This is a genomic window from Bdellovibrio sp. HCB209 (assembly GCF_047306065.1).
GTDB lineage: Bacteria > Bdellovibrionota > Bdellovibrionia > Bdellovibrionales > Bdellovibrionaceae > Bdellovibrio.
On record NZ_CP178618.1, the window covers coordinates 1,286,404 to 1,305,361 of the forward strand.

Annotated in this window: 23 protein-coding genes and 1 pseudogene; 15 read left to right on the forward strand and 9 right to left on the reverse strand. The window is 42.7% G+C overall.

Going from position 1 to position 18,958, the window contains the following annotated elements; all coding sequences use genetic code 11:
• Positions 1-5 precede the first annotated feature (5 nt).
• From ACLVWP_RS06370 to ACLVWP_RS06405, 8 genes and pseudogenes are all read right to left on the reverse strand, one after another.
• Positions 6-716 carry a metallophosphoesterase gene (locus ACLVWP_RS06370; protein WP_413560744.1) on the reverse strand — a complete coding sequence of 237 codons (711 nt, stop codon included), beginning with the start codon at positions 714-716 and terminating at the stop codon, positions 6-8.
• Positions 717-905: 189 nt separating this feature from the next.
• Positions 906-1,472: a hypothetical protein gene (locus ACLVWP_RS06375; RefSeq protein WP_413560745.1), complete on the reverse strand. Its 567-nt coding sequence runs from the start codon at positions 1,470-1,472 to the stop codon at positions 906-908.
• 190 nt (positions 1,473-1,662) lie between these two features.
• Complete coding sequence (locus ACLVWP_RS06380; RefSeq protein WP_413560746.1) at positions 1,663-2,250, reverse strand: M48 family metallopeptidase; 588 nt, start codon at positions 2,248-2,250, stop codon at positions 1,663-1,665.
• Positions 2,247-2,996, reverse strand: coding sequence for a hypothetical protein (locus tag ACLVWP_RS06385; protein ID WP_413561598.1), 750 nt, complete (start codon positions 2,994-2,996; stop codon positions 2,247-2,249). Before ACLVWP_RS06385 ends, ACLVWP_RS06380 begins: the two co-directional genes overlap by 4 nt.
• A 57-nt stretch (positions 2,997-3,053) precedes the next feature.
• Positions 3,054-3,101, reverse strand: a pseudogene (locus ACLVWP_RS06390) (hypothetical protein); the annotation flags it as partial.
• Positions 3,088-6,243 (reverse strand): restriction endonuclease, encoded by a 3,156-nt coding sequence (locus ACLVWP_RS06395; protein WP_413560747.1) that lies wholly within the window; start codon positions 6,241-6,243, stop codon positions 3,088-3,090. The pseudogene ACLVWP_RS06390 and the gene ACLVWP_RS06395, both read right to left, overlap by 14 nt.
• 1 nt (position 6,244) lies before the next feature.
• Positions 6,245-6,601 carry a hypothetical protein gene (locus ACLVWP_RS06400; RefSeq protein ID WP_413560748.1) on the reverse strand — a complete coding sequence of 119 codons (357 nt, stop codon included), beginning with the start codon at positions 6,599-6,601 and terminating at the stop codon, positions 6,245-6,247.
• Positions 6,598-7,533, reverse strand: a complete 936-nt coding sequence (locus tag ACLVWP_RS06405; RefSeq protein WP_413560749.1) for a hypothetical protein — start codon at positions 7,531-7,533, stop codon at positions 6,598-6,600. Before ACLVWP_RS06405 ends, ACLVWP_RS06400 begins: the two co-directional genes overlap by 4 nt.
• 228 nt (positions 7,534-7,761) lie before the next feature.
• Here ACLVWP_RS06405 and ACLVWP_RS06410 point away from each other — a divergent pair, with 228 nt between their 5' ends.
• From ACLVWP_RS06410 to ACLVWP_RS06465, 12 genes are all read left to right on the forward strand, one after another.
• On the forward strand, positions 7,762-8,658 hold the full coding sequence (locus ACLVWP_RS06410; protein WP_413560750.1) for a hypothetical protein: 897 nt from the start codon (positions 7,762-7,764) through the stop codon (positions 8,656-8,658).
• Position 8,659: 1 nt separating this feature from the next.
• A complete protein-coding gene (locus tag ACLVWP_RS06415; protein WP_413560751.1) occupies positions 8,660-8,860 on the forward strand; it encodes a hypothetical protein in 201 nt (66 codons plus the stop codon).
• 28 nt (positions 8,861-8,888) lie between these two features.
• Positions 8,889-10,157 (forward strand): VapE domain-containing protein, encoded by a 1,269-nt coding sequence (locus ACLVWP_RS06420; protein WP_413560752.1) that lies wholly within the window; start codon positions 8,889-8,891, stop codon positions 10,155-10,157.
• Positions 10,158-10,480: 323 nt separating this feature from the next.
• Positions 10,481-10,927 (forward strand): winged helix-turn-helix transcriptional regulator, encoded by a 447-nt coding sequence (locus ACLVWP_RS06425; RefSeq protein WP_413560753.1) that lies wholly within the window; start codon positions 10,481-10,483, stop codon positions 10,925-10,927.
• A 3-nt stretch (positions 10,928-10,930) separates the two neighbouring features.
• Entirely contained in the window at positions 10,931-11,299 is a 369-nt protein-coding gene (locus ACLVWP_RS06430; RefSeq protein ID WP_413560754.1) for a hypothetical protein, read from the forward strand.
• On the forward strand, positions 11,292-11,795 hold the full coding sequence (locus tag ACLVWP_RS06435) for a hypothetical protein (protein ID WP_413560755.1): 504 nt from the start codon (positions 11,292-11,294) through the stop codon (positions 11,793-11,795). Before ACLVWP_RS06430 ends, ACLVWP_RS06435 begins: the two co-directional genes overlap by 8 nt.
• A complete protein-coding gene (locus ACLVWP_RS06440) occupies positions 11,785-12,825 on the forward strand; it encodes a hypothetical protein (RefSeq protein ID WP_413560756.1) in 1,041 nt (346 codons plus the stop codon). Before ACLVWP_RS06435 ends, ACLVWP_RS06440 begins: the two co-directional genes overlap by 11 nt.
• A 1-nt stretch (position 12,826) precedes the next feature.
• Positions 12,827-13,249: a hypothetical protein gene (locus tag ACLVWP_RS06445; RefSeq protein ID WP_413560757.1), complete on the forward strand. Its 423-nt coding sequence runs from the start codon at positions 12,827-12,829 to the stop codon at positions 13,247-13,249.
• Positions 13,250-13,260: 11 nt separating this feature from the next.
• The gene (locus ACLVWP_RS06450; protein ID WP_413560759.1) at positions 13,261-13,842 is read left to right on the forward strand and encodes a penicillin-binding protein activator LpoB; all 582 of its coding nucleotides are present in this window, start codon (positions 13,261-13,263) and stop codon (positions 13,840-13,842) included.
• Between the two features lie 73 nt (positions 13,843-13,915).
• Positions 13,916-14,269 carry a hypothetical protein gene (locus ACLVWP_RS06455; protein ID WP_413560760.1) on the forward strand — a complete coding sequence of 118 codons (354 nt, stop codon included), beginning with the start codon at positions 13,916-13,918 and terminating at the stop codon, positions 14,267-14,269.
• A 361-nt stretch (positions 14,270-14,630) separates the two neighbouring features.
• The gene (locus ACLVWP_RS06460; protein ID WP_413560762.1) at positions 14,631-15,011 is read left to right on the forward strand and encodes a hypothetical protein; all 381 of its coding nucleotides are present in this window, start codon (positions 14,631-14,633) and stop codon (positions 15,009-15,011) included.
• Positions 15,012-15,129: 118 nt separating this feature from the next.
• Positions 15,130-15,300 carry a hypothetical protein gene (locus tag ACLVWP_RS06465; protein ID WP_413560764.1) on the forward strand — a complete coding sequence of 57 codons (171 nt, stop codon included), beginning with the start codon at positions 15,130-15,132 and terminating at the stop codon, positions 15,298-15,300.
• Positions 15,301-15,620: 320 nt separating this feature from the next.
• Here the strand turns inward: ACLVWP_RS06465 and ACLVWP_RS06470 are convergent, their stop codons facing one another.
• Positions 15,621-16,190 carry a TetR/AcrR family transcriptional regulator gene (locus ACLVWP_RS06470; RefSeq protein WP_413560766.1) on the reverse strand — a complete coding sequence of 190 codons (570 nt, stop codon included), beginning with the start codon at positions 16,188-16,190 and terminating at the stop codon, positions 15,621-15,623.
• 115 nt (positions 16,191-16,305) lie between these two features.
• On the opposite strand from ACLVWP_RS06470, the gene ACLVWP_RS06475 reads away from it, so the two are divergent.
• From ACLVWP_RS06475 to ACLVWP_RS06485, 3 genes are read left to right on the forward strand one after another with little or no spacing between them, the layout of a single operon-like run.
• Positions 16,306-17,097: an SDR family NAD(P)-dependent oxidoreductase gene (locus ACLVWP_RS06475; RefSeq protein WP_413560767.1), complete on the forward strand. Its 792-nt coding sequence runs from the start codon at positions 16,306-16,308 to the stop codon at positions 17,095-17,097.
• Positions 17,098-17,125: 28 nt separating this feature from the next.
• Positions 17,126-17,929, forward strand: a complete 804-nt coding sequence (locus tag ACLVWP_RS06480; RefSeq protein WP_413560769.1) for an enoyl-CoA hydratase/isomerase family protein — start codon at positions 17,126-17,128, stop codon at positions 17,927-17,929.
• Positions 17,930-17,937: 8 nt separating this feature from the next.
• Positions 17,938-18,933, forward strand: coding sequence for an NADP-dependent oxidoreductase (locus ACLVWP_RS06485; RefSeq protein ID WP_413560771.1), 996 nt, complete (start codon positions 17,938-17,940; stop codon positions 18,931-18,933).
• Positions 18,934-18,958 lie beyond the last annotated feature (25 nt).

Sequence of the window (18,958 nt, forward strand, 5' to 3'; positions counted from 1 at the left end):
TACCCCTACAGGGTTCCAATCCAACGGCCTCTTTTATTGAGGACCATCGGTACTAATTGAGGAATGCCATTGATAATGATGCCCACGCTTATGATTGGACGTTTCGGATTTACCTTGTTGTAAGCCATTGCGCGTGATTTATCGTCAGCCAAGCAACCAACGTGCATATCCCAAATTAGTTTTTCTGGGGTTGATGTGTATGTAATGTCGGCGCGCTCATGGAAGTGGCCTTGAATAGTGGAGCATCCATAGAGTTGAGATAGCTTACCCGGTGACGAAGTCTTACCATGGCACATATAAACCAGTCCAAGCGGTGTATTGAACTTATAGTCAGAATGCCATTTCCAGCCTTTGGGTGCCTGAAGAATTTCTTGATTGGTGCGGAACACTTGTTGAGGGAGTCCGTGTGCTAAAGCCTTTCTGATAACGAGGGAGCCGTGATTACTGTCGACGATTTCAACTTTTGGAAATAGCTTATAAAGGGGCTTAAGCTTGTTGATGGCTAACTGAAGCTCGACCGCTGGAGACGGAAGATTTGGATCCGAATCATGGAATGAAATTGCATGGTAGTCAACTTCATCACCTACGCAAACGACTTTGTCGAATTTATACTTACGCTTTAGCGCTGTAAGGAATCTGACAGTATCGGGATGACCGTATGGAGCATGTAGATCGCTTATGACGAGAATCCGTCTGGAAATTTCTAGGCAAGCCATACAAGGCCTCCTGCGTTCAGTTTTGTCGCAACTCGCGCTCTAACTTTTAATAGTGCCAGTCTGATGTGAGGTTGAGGCTCCGAATCGATTTGTTCATTCAGTTCTCTGAATTTGCGGGCGAGGATAGCTCTACTGAGTTTCATATTTCCCCCTACATATAAAGGAGACAGTATTGTCCCGATGTGCCCCTTACGCCGTGATTTTTCTTAATTTATCCAAGATGGATTTAATTTGAGCCCTAACGATGAAATCGACTTTATTGATTATCATGAAATCATTTAATCGATATTGGAGGTGATCTAAGCTGCTTGGGTTTGTGCGCCAGTTAGCGATGGATTCTTCTAAATCCGGCGCAAGCTCCAATATCTCTTCAATGCATTTGAGAATTTCCGGAAGAAGCATATTTCTGATTGCGGCATCTTCGTTATAGCCGTCGCTGAGGCAGTCCATTTCGAATGAGTCGCTGTTTTCGGAAATTAATGATTCGTAAGATCGCTTACTTTGCGTGTGGTAAACGAACATATACTTCGCAAATGCATTGATTAACTCGGGATCGGAGGGGCACTTCGAGCAATCGAAAGAGTTTAGCTTTTCGTAGAAAAGGACAACAGCGTCAGATTCAATGTCGTCTTTTGTGGTGGATGTGAGACGGGTCTCAGAGTGGTGATAGAATGAATAAGATTCTTTAAATCTTTCTAGGAATTCAATCGTTAACATTTGTTTTTGCGCTGGCTTTAATAACTTCTTGGAAGACATATATTTCTCCTCGTGGAGGAAAGCGGTATTGCCCCTCATTTATTAAATGGCCAATGTGCAAATTTTCACGGGAAGAAATGTGCTTTTTTTACTTAATATTTTTTTATAGAGAACGCCATTCTTCATAAGATAGGTGCAATTCCATACGAAATGTGAATTCCCTAGTTATTAATGATGTTTAGACGAAGGTTTATGTTCTTAGTCGCTTTAACCGATCGGATGTTAACGGATGATCTGCGAAGTAATTTACGGAAGATTCATTCGAATCAATTTTTGTTAGTGCTGATATGATTGCTTCTGAACCGACGACAATTGAAGCTGCGCGATCGGCGCGATATTCAGCTTGTCTCTTATAATATGAAGAACAGAGTGACCAAATTGCTTTTAGTGAGATGGCGCCTATAGTGGCAGCAGATAAAAATGAAATTGAAATGGATTGAGGGAACAGCTTTGCGCATACCAGGAAGCAAAATATTAGAATAACCATCAAGATTACTGCAAATAGGTCAGCTTTCGATGAGCGATTATAGTCACCATTTCTATGGTGTTCCAGTTCATGAGCAATTACTGCTTTTAGCTCTTCACTGGTAAGTAGATGTATCAACTCATCGTAAATTACAATGAACCTCTTTTTAAAAAGTAGCACCTCTATTTCGAAACTGGCATACGCATTTGGTCGACTCATATCGACAACGTGGCATTTCACTTGGGTATTCTTAAAATAACCTTTGTAGTGAGGGTGCGAAGCTAAGGTGTCGGTGATGTTTTGGAAATTCATACAGCAAAGCCTTTTCGTTTGAGGCGACGCTTAAACTCTGCTTGTTCTTTACGTTGTTTTGCAGCGAATTGCTTCTGAAACTTTGTTTTTGCCATTTGTCGTTTGAGAACTGTGCGTTGATAGTCCTCTTTGTTGCGAAGCTGAAGATTAGCAACTCGTCTTCCTGCCGTCTTTCTGCGAGCCCACATCTTCTTCGAGTTATATTTGCCGGACAATTTATTATATGCAAACGACAGAATTGATTTTTTACCGGATAAACGGCATACATGCCTTAGAATTGCGGACGCACAGAATACAAGCACATTCAGGCGTTCATTTTCAATTTCTCGCATCCGTGCACATCTTTTACTTACGCGAAGATAGTGCTGGTTTATAAGCTTTAGGGCGGTACTTTCGTCAAATTTTTCGCCAGCAATTCTATTCCAATGCTCCGCTGCACTTTCGTTAGTTTCGAAGGTGTACAGTTCTCCGTTTTCCAAACCTAATACCTTGTAAACCTTATTGCCGCGAACTACCTTTGTTTCTTTGAATCCATTGAGAAATGGCTGTTTTTCAAATGACTTTAAATCCTTATCGAGAATAGCTTTCGCAAAAGCATTTTGCTCTTCAGATCGCTTTTTATCTAAATCAGCCATCATTTCTTCTTCTGGGGTCTTTTTGAAGGTCTTTGGATGCGCTAATTGGAACACTTCATCTGAAAGTCCGCTCTCTTCTAGGGCTGCAATATCGGTCACAGCTTCATTCATGATTAAGTTACTTGCTTCAGAGTGGCCGGCGCACTCAGGACCAGTGCCTCTAGCAATCGATTCTGAATTGGATAGAGGTTTCCCGCACAATCTACACGCGCTCATTTGAAGTCTCCTTATCTATTAAATGGACGGAATATTCTTTTTGGAGTTGCTCTCGGTATTCTCTTTGAATTTTTCTAAGTTCGACTTTAACGTCGACTTCTAGGGCCGGAGCCAAATCTTCATTGATGTATCGACTTTGAATACGTCGTCTTAATAAGTAATTTAGATGCAAATCGCGATTCGAGTAATCGGATTTAGACTCGTTGAATACGAAGTCGTGCTCAGCGAGAGCTTCATTTGGCTGAATCTCAGTTAGAAATAGAAGAAGCGCAGCTAGCGTTCTTTCTTTGTCTTCCTGATTTGAAAGAGCGAAGACTTTGTTTTTAAAATCTAGTTTTGAACCCTTCGATGAATTAGCTAGCGTTACGCCAGCCTCTTCGAGTTGGTCCGCAATTCTTTGAACTTCTGCATCTTCAAATATGCCCTTTGCGGGAATGATTGCCTTTCTACCGCGAGTTTCAGGCTTTTTATCTTCGACTTCTTTAACCCAATGGCGGAGCGTCGCCATATCAACTAATTGCACGCCGCTGTACTTTGCTTGTGTTTCGGCAGGAGTCGTATAGTCATTCGTTCCGAAAACCCACAATTGCGTAATTGGTTTTGTAAGACCCTTTTCAGAAAGGTAGCCCTCGACAATTGATTTAGCCGCAACGATTTGCTGGACTGCTTTATTGCCTATATTCCACGCAAAGTTTTTGCACTGCCCAAGAATGAGTTCGTTATCCTTCTCAATTACAATGTCTAAACCATAGTCCCCATCGCCGTCTTGCCAAGGGATGAATTGGTTTTTCAGAGATTTATCGTAGTGAACTTTTTCGTTGCCCATCTCCTTCAGCATTTCCACGATAAATAGTTCAAATAGTTTACCCTTTTTGATTTTTTGAGCGTCAGTGTGACCCTTTAACGCCGCGATACGCTCCAATTCCTTTGTAGTAACGCCGGCAATTTTCCACTTACTTTCGCCTTCATCGATTGACGAGTTGTCTGTAGGGGCGAAGGAGAATCCTGGCTTTTTATTTATGTCTTTCGAATATGTTGCACAATCATCCATTTCCTTCACGAACCAATCATCAATATCTCGTTGGTCATTCAAGGCGATAAGGTTACGAATTAGCTCCTTGCGATATTTGTGCAAAGGCCAAACTTGTACGAATGGACACTCTGATGCCAAGGTGCTCATTTTTTTGATGCCATCAGTATCTTTATCTGAGGTGAGAACCCATACATAACCATCTAACTTGTAGGATAGAAGTTTTCTTGCATTGTCCGGAGTACATTCATCCGGACTGACAAAGCCAAACCCTATGGTCTTGCCGTTTACCTCTACCTTATTGAAGCAGAACGTTGCTTTTATCGAGCTGATGGGGAACAACTCTTCGCTGGTGTGGAACTGAAAGAATGCTTTGTTAAATCGGTTGTATAGGTCGACTTCATTAAAAGGATCAATGTCATCAACGTTAATAATTACCGAATCGTCCCATGGTTTGTGAATCTGAACCGCAAATCCGAGAGATGCGTAGAATTTGGGACGGTTGAACGACAAGTAAGGCATTTTGCCTGGAATGATAGATCCCCCTGTGCGCTTACAATGATAGCCAGACGTAGGTAAAATAAAGCGACCCTTACTTGATTCCTCAAACTTAGTGCTCTCATTGTCTTTTGGAATTGCAGATGGAGAGAACGACCCGAAATTCATCCCGATAGTTTCAAGATAGTTCTGCATATCCGTTTCCACTCTGTGGATCATTTTTAGGCCGAGGTTGTCTGCCAAATCTTTTGGGACGTCCTGTGCGCGGGTTTTTTGAGTCCCTAGAATAAGGTGAATTCCGTATTTTCTGTACTCCGCCAAAATTTTCTGCAAAAGGAATGCTACCGTGTTTTCTTTTTCTTTGTTCTCATTGTATTTAATGAATGGCATAAATGCTCTGAACTCATCCACAAAGATAACAATTTCGGGCATTTTGAATCCGTACTTTCGGTATTGTTGGATTTTTACAATTTCATTTCCAGTCAATTTACTTTTATTTCTGAATTCTTCAGCGCGGAATACGGCTTCTTTGCGCGCCATTAAGAGCATATCGTTTAAGTAGCACAGGGCTGGTTTCCCTAGATTCTCTCCATTGTAAGCAACAGGTCGGTCAGATAGATAGTTAGCAAGACTGTCTAAGTCTGTAGAGTCCATACCGTTCGCCACGTACACTCTCACGTCGTCGCCATGTGCAATCTTTAAGGCCGAAAGAATTGTAACGGCGGATTCAGATTTTCCTGAACCAGTTACTCCGGCCAAAAACATGTGAGGGGAGGAATCCATTGGCTCAAACAAATGATTCGTTCCAATGTTCATATTACCGTCATAAAGCTCACCGATATACCAAAGCATTTGGTGATTTTTAGAGAAGTATTCACGCATTGGTTTAATAACTAGCTCATTGAATACGTTAAATCTTTCTTCAATTGGACGACCAAAATCCAATTCACGGGCTACCAAGGGGTGAATTAGATATGTTTTGCCAACTCTCTCCACAAAGTCACGGGAGTACTTTCTATCAGAAAGAGTGTTGAAGTCGTCGATGGCGCCTTTAATGTCTTCAATATTCAATGGTAAGTCGGAGCAGTCTAAACAAATCGCCCCGCTGTCTGTAAAATGAAAACTTGGATATACGTACTCATCACCACGTTTAGCGCAAAGTCCCGCCTTTTCTAATAGTTCATGTAATTTTGCTTCAACCTCAGTTGAAACTTTATAACGGTACTGATTCGCATATCCAGTAGACGACATTAATACCAGTGGAGAACTTAGTGCAGAGAGCTTATGCAATTCCACGCCTAGGCCGCGAACTGTTTCTTTGATGCGAGCCTTGGGCACTGACGGGGCAAACGTAATAACGATTTCGTTATTGTCATGGAAGTTCACCACTGGAGGCACTTCTATCTCATACTTTCGAGAGATATATCTACCGTACTTATTCGCCGTCGTATCTTCAACCTTTTCTAATCCCACAAGGAGAAGTTTTTTGAAAACTTTTTGCATTCCGAAATTCATCATATGGGCCGTTGTAGATTCACCAGTAATTGGCTTTTTTTTGAATTTCAAGCCGATTAGGTAGAGAATACAGATAACCAAAACTACTAACAGAATCATGTTAATTCCCCATATTGATGATTGGATACATCTTACGTTTGAAATCGTTGCGAGAGTGCATGATCCACCATAACTTCGTAAGTGGAATTTGAATTGGATTTCCAAGTTCATCGTGCGTATTGTATTTCAACTGTCCATTGGAGGATGCGAATGCCAACTTTACAGTTGCTGCAACCCAAAGATAAGACCCATAGCCAATGTCACAAATAATTAGTGCGACTGTTAGGCGAGCGATCTTTTCGACATTGAAGCTAAACTTTCCACTAGAATTTGATAAGAAAGATGTTGGACCAAGTACTCGCTCTTCAATTAGTTGTGACTCCAAGACACTTTCTTCATGAGATTTTAGATTCTTCATTTCACGACTCCTCTTTGACAATACGTGCGCGCAATTTCAAAGACCTTAGATTCTAAGTCGAGATGAAGAGGTACAGACTTATAAGTATGGGTGATGGCAATGAGTCGACCAGATACATCAGCGAAGCAGTTTGAACCCTCTTTGACGGTAGCGACCACTCGATTTACGTCATTGGTGAAAGTATCCTTGGAGTACTTTGCACCTGCCGGCGCGATTCTAAATAGGGAAAGGGGCAGCAATAGAATGATCACCGAAATTACTCTGCGAGCGTAGTCAGTCGCCAGTATTAGCTCGGACTCGTCTGCAAATTTGCCTTGGTGTGAAAAGGCAGGTGAGTCACCGATTCCGAAAGCTGCCTTAAAAAATGATTCATTTCTGCCTTCGCCAAGAAAGTTCTGTTCTGACGGGCTGTGCTTATTCCAAGCCAATTGAGTAATTCCAACTACAGCCATTATTGCAAATCCCTGCCAAGAAGCCCCGAGGGATCCATCGAAACTGGCAGCGATAAGTCCTACAACGGATACCGCTATAGCTAGGATCGCGACGACAGGCTCTAAGAGAATGGACAAAATGCCTAATCCAGAGAAATCAGATAGGACAAATAGGGTGATTAGTGCGAGCGCGCCATACGCTGAAAAGAACATCATTCCAACATGTGGCGCCCAGAATGGCCCGATGAAATCGGCTCTCGACAAGTGAAGTGCAAGGCCCGATAAATTGCACATTGCCTGTAGCGCTATAAATGTTGGTGCGAGCAGAATATAAGTGAAAGACGTAATCGAAAGGAATGACAGAGCGAGACCTTTGATTATCGGAATGGCTATCAATTTGGGATTAAATACGGCAGCAATACCTAAAATGCAAAGCACCGCAAAGCCAAACATTGGCAGGCTTCCGAACAGTAACATTGCTAACGAAATGGCTAGATTCATAATAGGTCTCCTACATATAAAGGAGACTGATTAGCCTCGAAGTGCCCCTTTAAAATAAATAAAAAAGAAAAATATTTCGGGACGGAAAAGAACCTTTTTGGGGCTTTCGAGAGCTATATTGCTTCCTGCACACAGATTTACTGTTTCAAAAAGGGAAAATTTCAATTCCGTATCCTATTGCAGGGGCAGATAGCTAAGCTTTTGTCTCCTTTATGAGTAGGAGGGAATATGGCTTCCGGATTTCAAAACTATAAGATTGGAGTTGGTAGAGAAGACAGCATGGTCATCTTTAATTCGGCCAACCTCACCTTTGGAGAGCTATCCAAGTGCATCCTAAAGAACAACTGGTCTCCCGGGGTTTTTCGGGACAACTACAGAAAGTTAGATAACTTCATATCGGCAGATGTGATTGGTTTGGATATTGATGAAGGCATGGGAATCGAGCAGTGCAAGCTTGTTCTTGATTCGGCTGGGATGAAATACGTAATTGCACCGTCAAAAAGCCATCAAAAGCCAAAGCCTAAAAAGGGCGTTGAGGTAGTTTGCGATCGATTCAGAGTAATATTGTTCTTGTCCGAGACTTGCACCAATTCAGCGCAATTAAAGGCAACTATCAAGCATGTTTGCAAAGAGCTTAGCATTACCGGGGATAAGCAAGCAATGGAGGCCGCGAGATACTTTGCACCTTCGACTTCCATTTATGCTTCTCGAATTTTCGGAAAAACCATCGATCTGGTCGCCCCAGAGTCGCTTAAACAAGTAAAAAGGGAACCATTCGTAATCGCCGAATCTTTCGCTTTACAAAATTTAACGGCTGCTTCGAAGGAGTTTTTGGCAACTGGTGGACAAGATGGTCAAAGAAATAAAGCAATTCTTCATGTGGCGGCAAATCTCAAGGGCGAAGGAAGTGAACTGGAGGGTGCTTTGGCATTGGTCGAAGCTGCTCTGAATCTATCCTGCGATCGTGCCAAGGTCGAACAACATCTTAAGACCTTCAAATATGCGTGGGATCACTATGATGGTTTTAGGAAGCCACAGAAATCTCAGAGCACGATGGAGAAGATTAACCATTTAATCGAAAAGTACAAAAACGGACGATCTAAGTTTATCGGGAAGGTGGGATAAGATGGCGTTCAAAAGAAGTCGGGAAAAAATTGGGGGGCTTCTCATGCTAGTCAAAAGCGGCCAAACAATTGAATTGGACAATGGGATTAAGATTCATAATCCAGGCGATCACAAAATTACTGTTGTAATTAAAACACCGGATCAAATTGCAAACACTCAAAATAAGTTAGAGGTAGCAAATGGACCAATCAAAATTAAATAATGTACGAGAACTTATCTACAATTCGATATTGGCTAAGCAATCTAAGAGGGATGCTGTCAAATATGTACGGTCTTCAATTGCGCTTACTGAGCTTGAGGCCTCGATGATTGAGTCGGTTTGGGTTGAAATGTCTGCTGCCCTAAATTTAAATAAGCCAGGATACCAAGACCCTAGAGAGTGGATCGTCAAATGGTTGGCGGAGAAGAATTTGGTTTTTAACCACAAAACTCGTTCATACAGAAGAGATAGCGAAGAGCTTTCATCTTTGTTCGTTTCAAACGATATGGTCATCGAGGCTTCTCGGGCAGGCATTATCCGTGACCATATTCTAAGAGCTTTAGAGAACTATGAAATTACAGCACTAAAGAAGGCTAAGGATGTAGTCGTTGAAAAGGTTGCTTTTGATGGAAGGCTAAGAACTGAAGAGTGGGAGAGTCTTTGTGTAGCTCTAACGGGGGGCGTGGATAAACTGCATATTGCAGTTCTTCAACACTTTATGTGGCAGGTTAAAATGAAACTATGTGGGAAATATGACAAGGTGGTTTACCACATGATGCCAGTCCTAGTTGGTAGAATCCAAGGAAAGGGAAAAACCACTGCGATTGGCCGCCTGGTTGCTCCGGTTTCCGATGTTGCAAACGATGGTGGGCGATTTTCCATGTACTCAGACTCGAGGGAGGCTTTCAACTTAGCAGAAAGCTTCGTAATTGTTTTTGATGAAATGCAAAAAGCGGATCGCGCTGATATTGAAGCTATCAAAAATGGCATTACGTCTTCCAAGGTTTCGTATCGTGTTTTGGGACACAATAGACAAATCACTGCACACAATGCACATACTGCGATAGGCAGTTCTAATCAGCCGTTGAATAAGATCGTTAGAGATACTTCGGGTGCGCGCCGATTCTGGCAATTGGATGCCGATCATCTTGATTGGAACCTTTTGGACAAAGTTGATTTTAATGAGTTGTGGAAAAGTATCGACGTTGAATTGAGTTCGCCAATTCTTCCCTTCATTAAAGATATTGAAAAGGTGCAAAATGAAACGATCAGAAACAAATCACAAGTGGAACTCTGGCTTGAAGATTCCGGTTTAGATAAGTCAGAAAAGACTACATTAGGTGATGAACTTTACAGAAGCTTCGTTCGTTTTGTCGAATATGCAAATGCTGGGCATCCCCTGAGTCGAAATAGCTTCTACGATGAACTCGAAGCCATAGGTTACGCAAAGATCAAGAAGAAGGATGGCCAGCATTTTATGGCGGCTATTTCCAACGTGCAGTTCTCATCGGTAGGGTGATGGAGTGACGGTGGTGATGGATTACTGCCGTTTCGTTTATCGCTATCAGTTTAATTTCCACAACCATCCTACAACAATGAAGTTATCGTCACTATCGTCACCCTTTCAAAAATGATGAATGAGTATGGATAGATAAGTGGTGATGGAAATGGTGATGGAGCGGTGATGGGATGACGCAAACTATGTGCAAAATAAAAGTGATCCGGTTTGAAATCGACCCATATCAATAATTAACCCCCTAATCCTGACGGAATCATCGAAAAATCTTTGCCCCGAGGGGCACATCTTCACACTTTTATCTCCTTTATCTTTAGGAGGTTAAGATGAAAGTTGCTTCGCAGTTGCTAGCCAACAGAACGATTCATGGAGCTATGTTCACGGGGGCAATCGAGACTTTGCCCCAAATGAACCCTTCTGTTTCATACAACATCAATCAAATGAGAAATGAGTTTGGAGCAAAAAAGGCATTAGTTGAAGGCCTTGTTGGTGCATCTCTGTTGATCCAAGAGACAGTTGGTTCATATAAAGCTTTTCGCATTGGTGAGGTTTCATTTGAGGAATATCCAGATTCCGATCTACGCGGAAATAAGCTTCGCATATTAATTTCTCTTAGCAAAAATCCAACCACCACTCAAACGGAACTCGTTCAAGCAACTGGACTCTCCCGTAGAACGATTATTAGTGAATTGAATTCTTTAAGAGAACTCAATTACGTCTTGTCCACGAAGAACGGCAACAAAAACACATACGCTATCCTGAAATGGAAGTAGTCGATGAAAACATCGTCTAAGCAGATTAGAAAACAAGAGCTAAAAATGCACAGACAGGATTTGTGCAGCTTGATTATGCGTAAGATTCGACGGGTCTCTATTGCACTTCTAACTTTAGGTAGGCCGCAAGCGAAGCTGAAACAAACATTGAAGTCATGCGTGTATCGTAAGACGAACTTTGTCGCGCTAATGGCTGTAGGAATTCTGAGCGAGCTTCACGACCGTCAAATGCACTTAGGCGCGTTTCGAGAGACAAACTTCTATAGAAAGCTAAATCCCCATCAAGATTTGATACGCGTTTATTTTCCTCAATACTCTGATGGCGAGATTTTGAAAGAACTGATAGCACTTAATGAGGTTCAAAATGGCTAAGCAGATCATAGAGGCAGTAATCGAGATAACTCTTCTTATTGCCGTCGGCGTGGTTATTCAATCCAAGTTTGCCGTTTATCCAGTGGATGTTGATCAGACTTCGGTTGCGCAGACTCAAGTCATTACAAAAGTTGAGATGGTCCCTGTTTACGTACCGATTACAAATGAGCAGTCTGAATGCATGCCAACCGTGATCACAAAGACCATCGTTAAGACGCTCACGATCGAGCCAGCTCCACAGGCGGAATTCGTACCGCAGGTGCAAATTGTGAGTGTTGTGAAGAATGAAGCTCCAAAGAATATGGTTGGTTTCGGTATCGGACACTCGAAGACAGAAACTGAAACATCGGTTAATGGCCTGACAGTTTCGATGAAGCGCTCTTACGAGCAGGTTCTTTCGGCTGACTATACGCGCTTCGTAACGAATGACATTGGTATTTACGGTCAAATTCAAACGAATAGTTCAATCCTAATGGGAGTTAGATATGCTTTCTAAAGCTTTGGTCACATCTATTTTGTGCTTTTCACTTTCAGCTTGTCTGGAATCAGGAACCAAAACAGTTTCCGTTGAAGGCGTTTCTAATGATCAATATCAGGCTGTAGTGAATACTAATGCAACCTTGGTGTCCGATTTGATTCCACGGATCGAAGCGCTTGAGGCCACTGGTTCCGGATCTTACGTCTCCAAATCGCAACTGCCTGTTTGCTTGTCTTCGCAGAAGTATTCATATGATTCACTAACGGACGCATTCTCTTGCTCTGGAATTTCGGTATCGCAGTCGGCAGTTGTAGGTCTTACGACTACGCTCGGCTCCTTAAGTTCCCAAATCAGTAGCGCTCAGACTTATATTTCATCCGTTGCTGACACAGCAAATAACTCGTATCAGCGCCTTCAGAACAACAGTGCGTTTAAGTTACTTGATGGTGGAGATTCTTTAGGTCCCAATTCTTTGGATCTACAGAACGCTAGAAGTGTCGATACTCAAGTCGCATCAGGAAATCTCTCCTTAGCTGTTGGCCAGTACAATACCGCTTCCCAGGATTTTACAACCGCAATCGGTATGCAGAATTCGGTGACGGGACAGAACTCCGTCGCAGTCGGAACGAACAACTCAATTACAGGGGTGGGTAATGCGGTAATAGGAATGGGGAACGCGGCTGTGAGTTCGGCGGGAATTACTCTCGGCCTATCTGTTACGAATGAGGTGCGAGATAGCATTACCTTTGGCTCTGATCAAAAGCGTACAATTATCGCTCATCGCAAGTCATCTGGTTCGTCGGCTGATGAACGCATCGTGTTCGAAAATAGCATTCCTTCTAATATGATGTGTGAAATTACCGCCATGTGGGCCGATGGCTCTGTAGTTAAAAATCGCTCTGTGATTTCAAGCTCAGCCCTTACATCTAGTAATGACTTCGTCACTTCATCTGGGAAAAGTATAAATGTTTCCCTTACTGGTAATGCAATAAATGCGCAGACAATCCCGTCGGCATTAGGTTTATGGTTTGATTGCAAGGAGTTTTAATATGAAAGCGACATGGATCCTTGTAGCTATTCTCAGTGCAACCTCGTTTTTCGGAATGGGGTGCGCGAAATCTAACTCAGTATCAACTGTTAGCGTGACAGCTTATGCAATCAATTCATCCGGAGTTTCGGTCAATTTCACTTGCGACAATGGTACAACTTCTGAACTCCAACCGGATTCTGAAGAAAGCAATTTGAACGGTTTGGTATGGAAAACATTAGTGAATGTGGCTCCTTCTCAAATCGTTGTTTGTACTGTCGGTAGCCATTCCTTTACTGGATTTTACAAGTTTCAGTTGAAAAAGTGCTCTGGAATCGAAATGCCCGTAATCACTGGTGACGACGATATTTCGGGTATCCAATTTACAGCAGCAATCACGTCAAATGGTCAAATGGCAGTTTACCCAGAGGATTGCCAAGAGTGAGGAGTAAAGTTATGAAAATTCTCATGTGTGCATGCTTGATGCTCTCTTTGTCTTCTTGTGGTCCGAAGGCCTTTATTAAGGGTCAGTATGATGACGTTCAACGTGAAAATCTTTTGAATGACCAGTGGTCCGAGTCTGATATGCAATTGGCGGTTTCTTCTCTTGTTAAGTCATTAGAAGGAACAAACTACATCAAGCTTCATTACGGGAAGCCAGTCGCAATGATCACATCTTTGCAAAATAAAACTTCGGAGCACATCGATACTCAAAGTGTGATGGACATGGTGAGGGTTGAGCTTATGAAGACTGGTTCAATCCAATTTGTCGACAAGGAAGCTCGCGGATCGATTGCTAATGAGCTGGAATATCAGACTTCGGGATCTGTTGAAGCCCCAGTCGCTTCAGGTCAGCAAGTCGGTCCAGCGTATATTATCAATGGTCGCCTGGATTCAATTGTCCAAGACACTGTTAAAGAAAAGACCGTCTACTACAAGCTTACCCTTAACTTTACGGATATTAGAACTGGCGGGATCATTTGGTCTGACCATAAGCAAATCCGTAAAACCTATTCGAAGCGATTTGTTGGCAACTAGGAATCATGTAAATGGTGCTCGTTTTTGGGACTTGGTTATGAATCGGGGGATCAATATGCCGGCTTGTGCTAAAATGAAGACAAGGCAGGATCGCATGATCGACGATAGCACAATCAGAAGAATCAAAATGGCGTATGAAAATATGCCTGATAACGAATCGATGGTGAGTCCGGAAGAATTCTTGGCGGATCCAATGGTGCCTTTGATTAGTATGGGATCGACAATTCTGAAAGCTCAAGGGAAGACAAGTTCGGCAGATGCATTGAATCTGATTGATCTGCTTACCAACGGTGTGAATCCGTTTACGGTCGATGACCTGGATTTGGCGAAAGTTAGTCCGAAGGATTGGTATGGAGCTTTGGCGAAATACTTGAAGGTTCCGAAATACCAGATCATGCCGATGGCTTTGCAGCTGAAGGGCTATTAAGCCCCAGGTTCAGCACTTATTCTCACACTTCAACGGATCGAACTGTCCGTTCATCCATTTAAAACCCCGGTCTCATCCATTTTGCGCACACCGAACACTGTCCCGTGAGGCACTTGTGCACCTTTACTCACACTGAAAAATGCCAGTCTGCGATTCAATTCGAACGTATTCGATCTGATATGGCGATGGTCTTATTTTCTCTACAGGAAGCATATCTAAGAACCAGTTGAGTGTGCGCATAGTGGAAAAACCAGGGTGCTGGCATCCAGTGAGTGTGCGGATGATGGAAAACGAAGCCCGAAGTCATTTCTGCCCCGTTTATATATTTGTGAGGAAACTTGCTGGGAACGGAATCAGTTGGATGGCGATCTTGGTAAAGGACCTTAAAGCGGTACGTTTTCACATTGCCGCGAACTTAAACCCCAGCAATGCTGGAGAAAGAGATGACATGGAAAAATACCAAGTTGTCGGTCTTCTTGAATCTGAGTTCTCTGTCGCGGGAATTCGCAATATCAACATGGCTCTTAAGGATAAAGTGCATAAAAAAGCCCTTTTCCACTTCAAAACCGTGGAATCGCATCGTTTGTCCGCGAATCTCGCGAAACTGCGCAAAATCGATGAAGAGGGCATTCACCTTCAAATCGGTAAACTCAAAAAGTACGTGTTCTTTAAAGACCTTACGGACTTTAAGCGCTATCAGTTTGAATTCTACGGGAGAACGGCGGTGAGACCGCAGTTCTAGGTAGGACGCCGGGCCCGGCAACGGGCTCAACTTTCTTTTAAAAACCTGCATCTGCAACGTCATTTTTAAGTAACGAACAAGCATATTATTCGAAACAAACCGAACCTAGGAGGTTCAAATGTTTACGGACGATGGCATGTTAAACGGTCTTTTGATGGCGGCGATCTTTGCGGGCATCAACCATGTGACGGGCGGGTGGCTTCTCGATTTCTTTCAGAGGCATCCGCGTGTATTCGTTGTGTTGGCGTATTCGCTGACCTTCTTTGATTATTATATGCGACAGATCTAAAAATCTCCGGCAAAAATCTTTGCTTCGGTCATCAATTTCTGTGGCTGGGGCGAAGCCGTGCCCAAACTCCAACAAAATTTCGCGTCTTTCCTCAAATCGAACATTTAATAATTAACCCCATTGGAATTCACCGCATCGGTCGCTCGTCGCGGAAACCCGTTTTATTCGAGATGAAGAAGGACAACAGGTTAGATGAACAGTCCACCCCGCCATTTTTTCTCAGAAAACATGGCACAAAATCACCGAAGCTTAGTCTTCGGTTTTTTTATGCCTTATCTGTAAACTTTAAATAATTTGCGATCATTGACTGCGATCTTGGCTCAATCCATAGAAGCATTAATTAGCATTTTAGCAACAGACTTTGCAGCAACTGCAGCGTCTGAATTTCCATCTGCCTGGCACGTAATGACAGCGCCAAGATAGGTTATTTGGATTTGCTTCGCGGTATTTCGCGGGTCTTTTAATTTACCTTCCTCGCAAAAGGTTCTGAACATACTTTCGCCAGCCTGAAAGTGCAGACAGCTTTGTGCCTCGATGCCTGAGTTTTTCTGTGAGTATTCAAGTTTGGCATTGATTGCCATGCAGCCGCTTAAGTGCTTTTTGTCGACCAATTCTCTAAGCCAATCAAATATCCCTAAGATTTTCTGAGCAGGTGATGTGTATTTACTCAGGAACTGGTCTAAGGCTTGATAGGAAACTCGGCTGTAGTATTCAATGACAGCTTGGACAAGATCCTCTTTCGATTGAAAATGCTTATAAAGGGTCCGTTTGGAAATCCCCGTATTTTTTAGCACAAGATCAACGCCGGCGTTGTGAAAGCCTTCCTTGTAAAAGACCCTATAGGCCTGCTGGATGATTTCGTCGCGCTTGTCTATCTTATTAGAATCCATAGTGAATGTCCTTGTTTGAGACCATTATATAACAACTATTTGACGTTGTAAACAGAGTGGTTTACCTTTGTCTCATCAGGTAAACTGATCGGTTTATACTGGGTTAGGAGATCTTATGGGTATCAAACTTGGAATGGCAGTGGTGACTGGAGCCTCATCGGGTATCGGAGCAGTCTATGCTGATCGTTTAGCGAAGCGGGGCTATGATGTTCTCTTGGTAGCTCGAGATGTGGCGCGTTTGGAAGAGCTGGCTGATAAAATTCGTACAGAGACGGGGAGGTTGGCCGAAGTATTTCAGGCGGACTTAACAAAAACAGCAGATGTACTTCGTTTAGAAACTAGGATTGCCGCAGATACCAATATCAATATGGTGATTAATAATGCCGGGGCATCAGTTTCAAAACCAATTACTGAAGTTAGCGCAGATCAAATCGATTCACTGATACAACTGAATATTACAGCGCTTACGCGATTGTCAGCAGCAGCGATCAAAAACTTTCTAAATAAAAAATCCGGCACGCTGATTAATATATCCTCGGTTCTGGCCTTGGCGCCGGAGTTGATGGGTGGAGTTTACAGTGCAAGTAAAGCCTACGTTTTAAATTTCACGCAAGCTCTGGATAAGCAATACGCGAATCAAGGTATAAAAATACAAGTCGTACTACCTGGGATGACTCGTACAGAAATTTGGGATCGTTCTGGTTTGGGTATCAATTATCTGCCTCAAGAGCAGGTGATGGAGGCCGGTGATATGGTTGATGCCGCACTTGTGGGCCTGGATAACGGAGAGGTCGTAACAATTCCGACCTTATCTGAAATCGCAGGTTGGATAAATTTAGATCAGGCGCGTTTGGCTCTTGGTCCAAACCTCTCACGCGCACTTCCAGCGCAAAGATATCGTAAATAAATTAATTGAAATTTTTAAGGGGATGACAATGATTTTCACAAAAATAAAAATAAACGATGGATACCTAAAGGTAAGTTTCAACAATCCACCAATCAATATGTACGATGTTGAGTTTTCCAAACAACTGATTCAGTTAATGGATGAAATGGAAGCGGATAAGGACCTTAAGGTGGTCGTGTTTGAAAGCTCTAATCCAGATTTTTTTGTCGCGCACGTTGAACTACTTAATGTGCATAACTTTCCAAAAGGTGTCGGCAAAACGGGGCTATCGATTTCTTGGCCAGACATTGCTAAGCGCCTTGAACAAGCCCCCTTCGTAAGTATTGCCTTAATTCGTGGTCGGGCAAGAGGTTTGGGAAGCGAGTTCGCCCAAGCTTTCGATATGCGTTTTGCGAGCAAGGAAAAAGCCATTTTTGCTCAAGTTGAAATTGGTATTGGGTCATTCCCCGGCGGTGGAGGAATGGAAAGACTGCATTTGCTGACCGGTCGAGCGAGAGCACTTGAAATTATTTTGAGTGGTAATGACTATGACGCCGAAACGGCTGCAAGTTATGGTTGGGTGAATCGAGCCATCTCCGATAGTCAATTAGATGCATTCGTGGATGATCTTGCTGGCAGAATTTCTGGATTCGACAAGTCTGCAATAACTTCCATTAAGGAGATTATGAATAGTCGCGCCCGAGTTCCTACAAATGATGAAATTATGGATACTCAGGTGAAGTTCTTTGCATCTCTCCAGATGCCTGAGGCAAGAAATCGAATCAAAGCTCTTTTTGAAAAAGGCTTACAGCAGCCTGGTGATCTGGAACTCAACCTGGGTAAGAAAATCTAGGAAATTTTATGAAAGCATTTGTTATCGATCGATATGGCAAAACGACGACTTTTCAAGAAAGAGATCTTTCCGTTCCTAAGCTGAAAGACAATGAGGTTTTGGTTCAAGTCCATGCCGCTAGCATTAATCAATTAGATGCAAAGATAAAATCCGGCGCGTTTAAAGCAATGTTTCATTATGACTTTCCATTAGTACTGGGACACGATGTTGCGGGTGTAGTTACTCAGGTCGGTGGACTTGTAAGTCGATTTAAAATTGGTGACGAAGTTTATGGACGAGTATCGACACCGGGCTCGTTTGCTGAGTATATTGCCGTACCTGAAAATGACTTGGGAATAAAACCAAAGAAATTGTCAATGGTGGATGCCGCATCATTGCCGCTGGTGGCATTAACCTCATGGCAAGCATTTGTTGAAAAAGCCCATCTTGGAAAAGAGCAAAAAGTCTTTATTCAGGCTGGATCTGGAGGCGTAGGTACTATCGCCATTCAGCTTGGAAAATATTTGGGGGCTCAAGTTGCCACGACGACTAGTAAGGCTAATGAAGCGATGGTTCGATCTTTGGGTGCCGACGTGATCGTTGATTATCGCAACGAAGACTTCGAAGATAAATTGAAAGAATACGATGTTGTGCTGCATAGTTTAGATTCTCAGACGTTAGATAAGTCATTCCGTATTTTAAAGTCCGGAGGAAAGATCGTTTCTATTTCTGGTCCTCCCGATGTTAAATTTGCAGAGGATGTAGGTTTATCATGGCTCATGAAGAAAATTATTTATTTGATAAGCCGTAAGGTTAGGAAATCTGCAAAAATGCGTTCCGTCGACTATTCATTTTTATTTATGAAAGCTAACGGTTTTCAGATAGACGAAATTAGTAAACTGATTGAGTCTGGTGCTTTGGTTCCCGTTGTGGATCGAGCCTATTGGATTTCTGATATCAATAAAGCTTTTGAGTATATTGAATCAGGCCGAGCCAAAGGCAAAGTAGTTTTGCAGGTTGTATAATCTTAGTATTTTGATGGGAGAAGTT

Bases quoted from the DNA above. Each gene is read 5' to 3' on its own strand.
- ACLVWP_RS06465 (WP_413560764.1), top strand. From the start codon at position 15,130: ATGTTTACGGACGATGGCATGTTAAACGGTCTTTTGATGGCGGCGATC.
- ACLVWP_RS06450 (WP_413560759.1), top strand. From the start codon at position 13,261: ATGAAAATTCTCATGTGTGCATGCTTGATGCTCTCTTTGTCTTCTTGT.
- ACLVWP_RS06410 (WP_413560750.1), top strand. From the start codon at position 7,762: ATGGCTTCCGGATTTCAAAACTATAAGATTGGAGTTGGTAGAGAAGAC.
- ACLVWP_RS06485 (WP_413560771.1), top strand. From the start codon at position 17,938: ATGAAAGCATTTGTTATCGATCGATATGGCAAAACGACGACTTTTCAA.
- ACLVWP_RS06430 (WP_413560754.1), top strand. From the start codon at position 10,931: ATGAAAACATCGTCTAAGCAGATTAGAAAACAAGAGCTAAAAATGCAC.
- ACLVWP_RS06380 (WP_413560746.1), bottom strand. From the start codon at position 2,250: ATGAATTTCCAAAACATCACCGACACCTTAGCTTCGCACCCTCACTAC.
- ACLVWP_RS06470 (WP_413560766.1), bottom strand. From the start codon at position 16,190: ATGGATTCTAATAAGATAGACAAGCGCGACGAAATCATCCAGCAGGCC.
- ACLVWP_RS06480 (WP_413560769.1), top strand. From the start codon at position 17,126: ATGATTTTCACAAAAATAAAAATAAACGATGGATACCTAAAGGTAAGT.
- ACLVWP_RS06435 (WP_413560755.1), top strand. From the start codon at position 11,292: ATGGCTAAGCAGATCATAGAGGCAGTAATCGAGATAACTCTTCTTATT.
- ACLVWP_RS06440 (WP_413560756.1), top strand. From the start codon at position 11,785: ATGCTTTCTAAAGCTTTGGTCACATCTATTTTGTGCTTTTCACTTTCA.
- ACLVWP_RS06445 (WP_413560757.1), top strand. From the start codon at position 12,827: ATGAAAGCGACATGGATCCTTGTAGCTATTCTCAGTGCAACCTCGTTT.
- ACLVWP_RS06400 (WP_413560748.1), bottom strand. From the start codon at position 6,601: ATGAAGAATCTAAAATCTCATGAAGAAAGTGTCTTGGAGTCACAACTA.
- ACLVWP_RS06425 (WP_413560753.1), top strand. From the start codon at position 10,481: ATGAAAGTTGCTTCGCAGTTGCTAGCCAACAGAACGATTCATGGAGCT.
- ACLVWP_RS06395 (WP_413560747.1), bottom strand. From the start codon at position 6,243: ATGATTCTGTTAGTAGTTTTGGTTATCTGTATTCTCTACCTAATCGGC.
- ACLVWP_RS06375 (WP_413560745.1), bottom strand. From the start codon at position 1,472: ATGTCTTCCAAGAAGTTATTAAAGCCAGCGCAAAAACAAATGTTAACG.
- ACLVWP_RS06385 (WP_413561598.1), bottom strand. From the start codon at position 2,996: ATGAATGAAGCTGTGACCGATATTGCAGCCCTAGAAGAGAGCGGACTT.
- ACLVWP_RS06460 (WP_413560762.1), top strand. From the start codon at position 14,631: ATGGCGATCTTGGTAAAGGACCTTAAAGCGGTACGTTTTCACATTGCC.
- ACLVWP_RS06415 (WP_413560751.1), top strand. From the start codon at position 8,660: ATGGCGTTCAAAAGAAGTCGGGAAAAAATTGGGGGGCTTCTCATGCTA.
- ACLVWP_RS06405 (WP_413560749.1), bottom strand. From the start codon at position 7,533: ATGAATCTAGCCATTTCGTTAGCAATGTTACTGTTCGGAAGCCTGCCA.
- ACLVWP_RS06370 (WP_413560744.1), bottom strand. From the start codon at position 716: ATGGCTTGCCTAGAAATTTCCAGACGGATTCTCGTCATAAGCGATCTA.
- ACLVWP_RS06475 (WP_413560767.1), top strand. From the start codon at position 16,306: ATGGGTATCAAACTTGGAATGGCAGTGGTGACTGGAGCCTCATCGGGT.
- ACLVWP_RS06455 (WP_413560760.1), top strand. From the start codon at position 13,916: ATGAAGACAAGGCAGGATCGCATGATCGACGATAGCACAATCAGAAGA.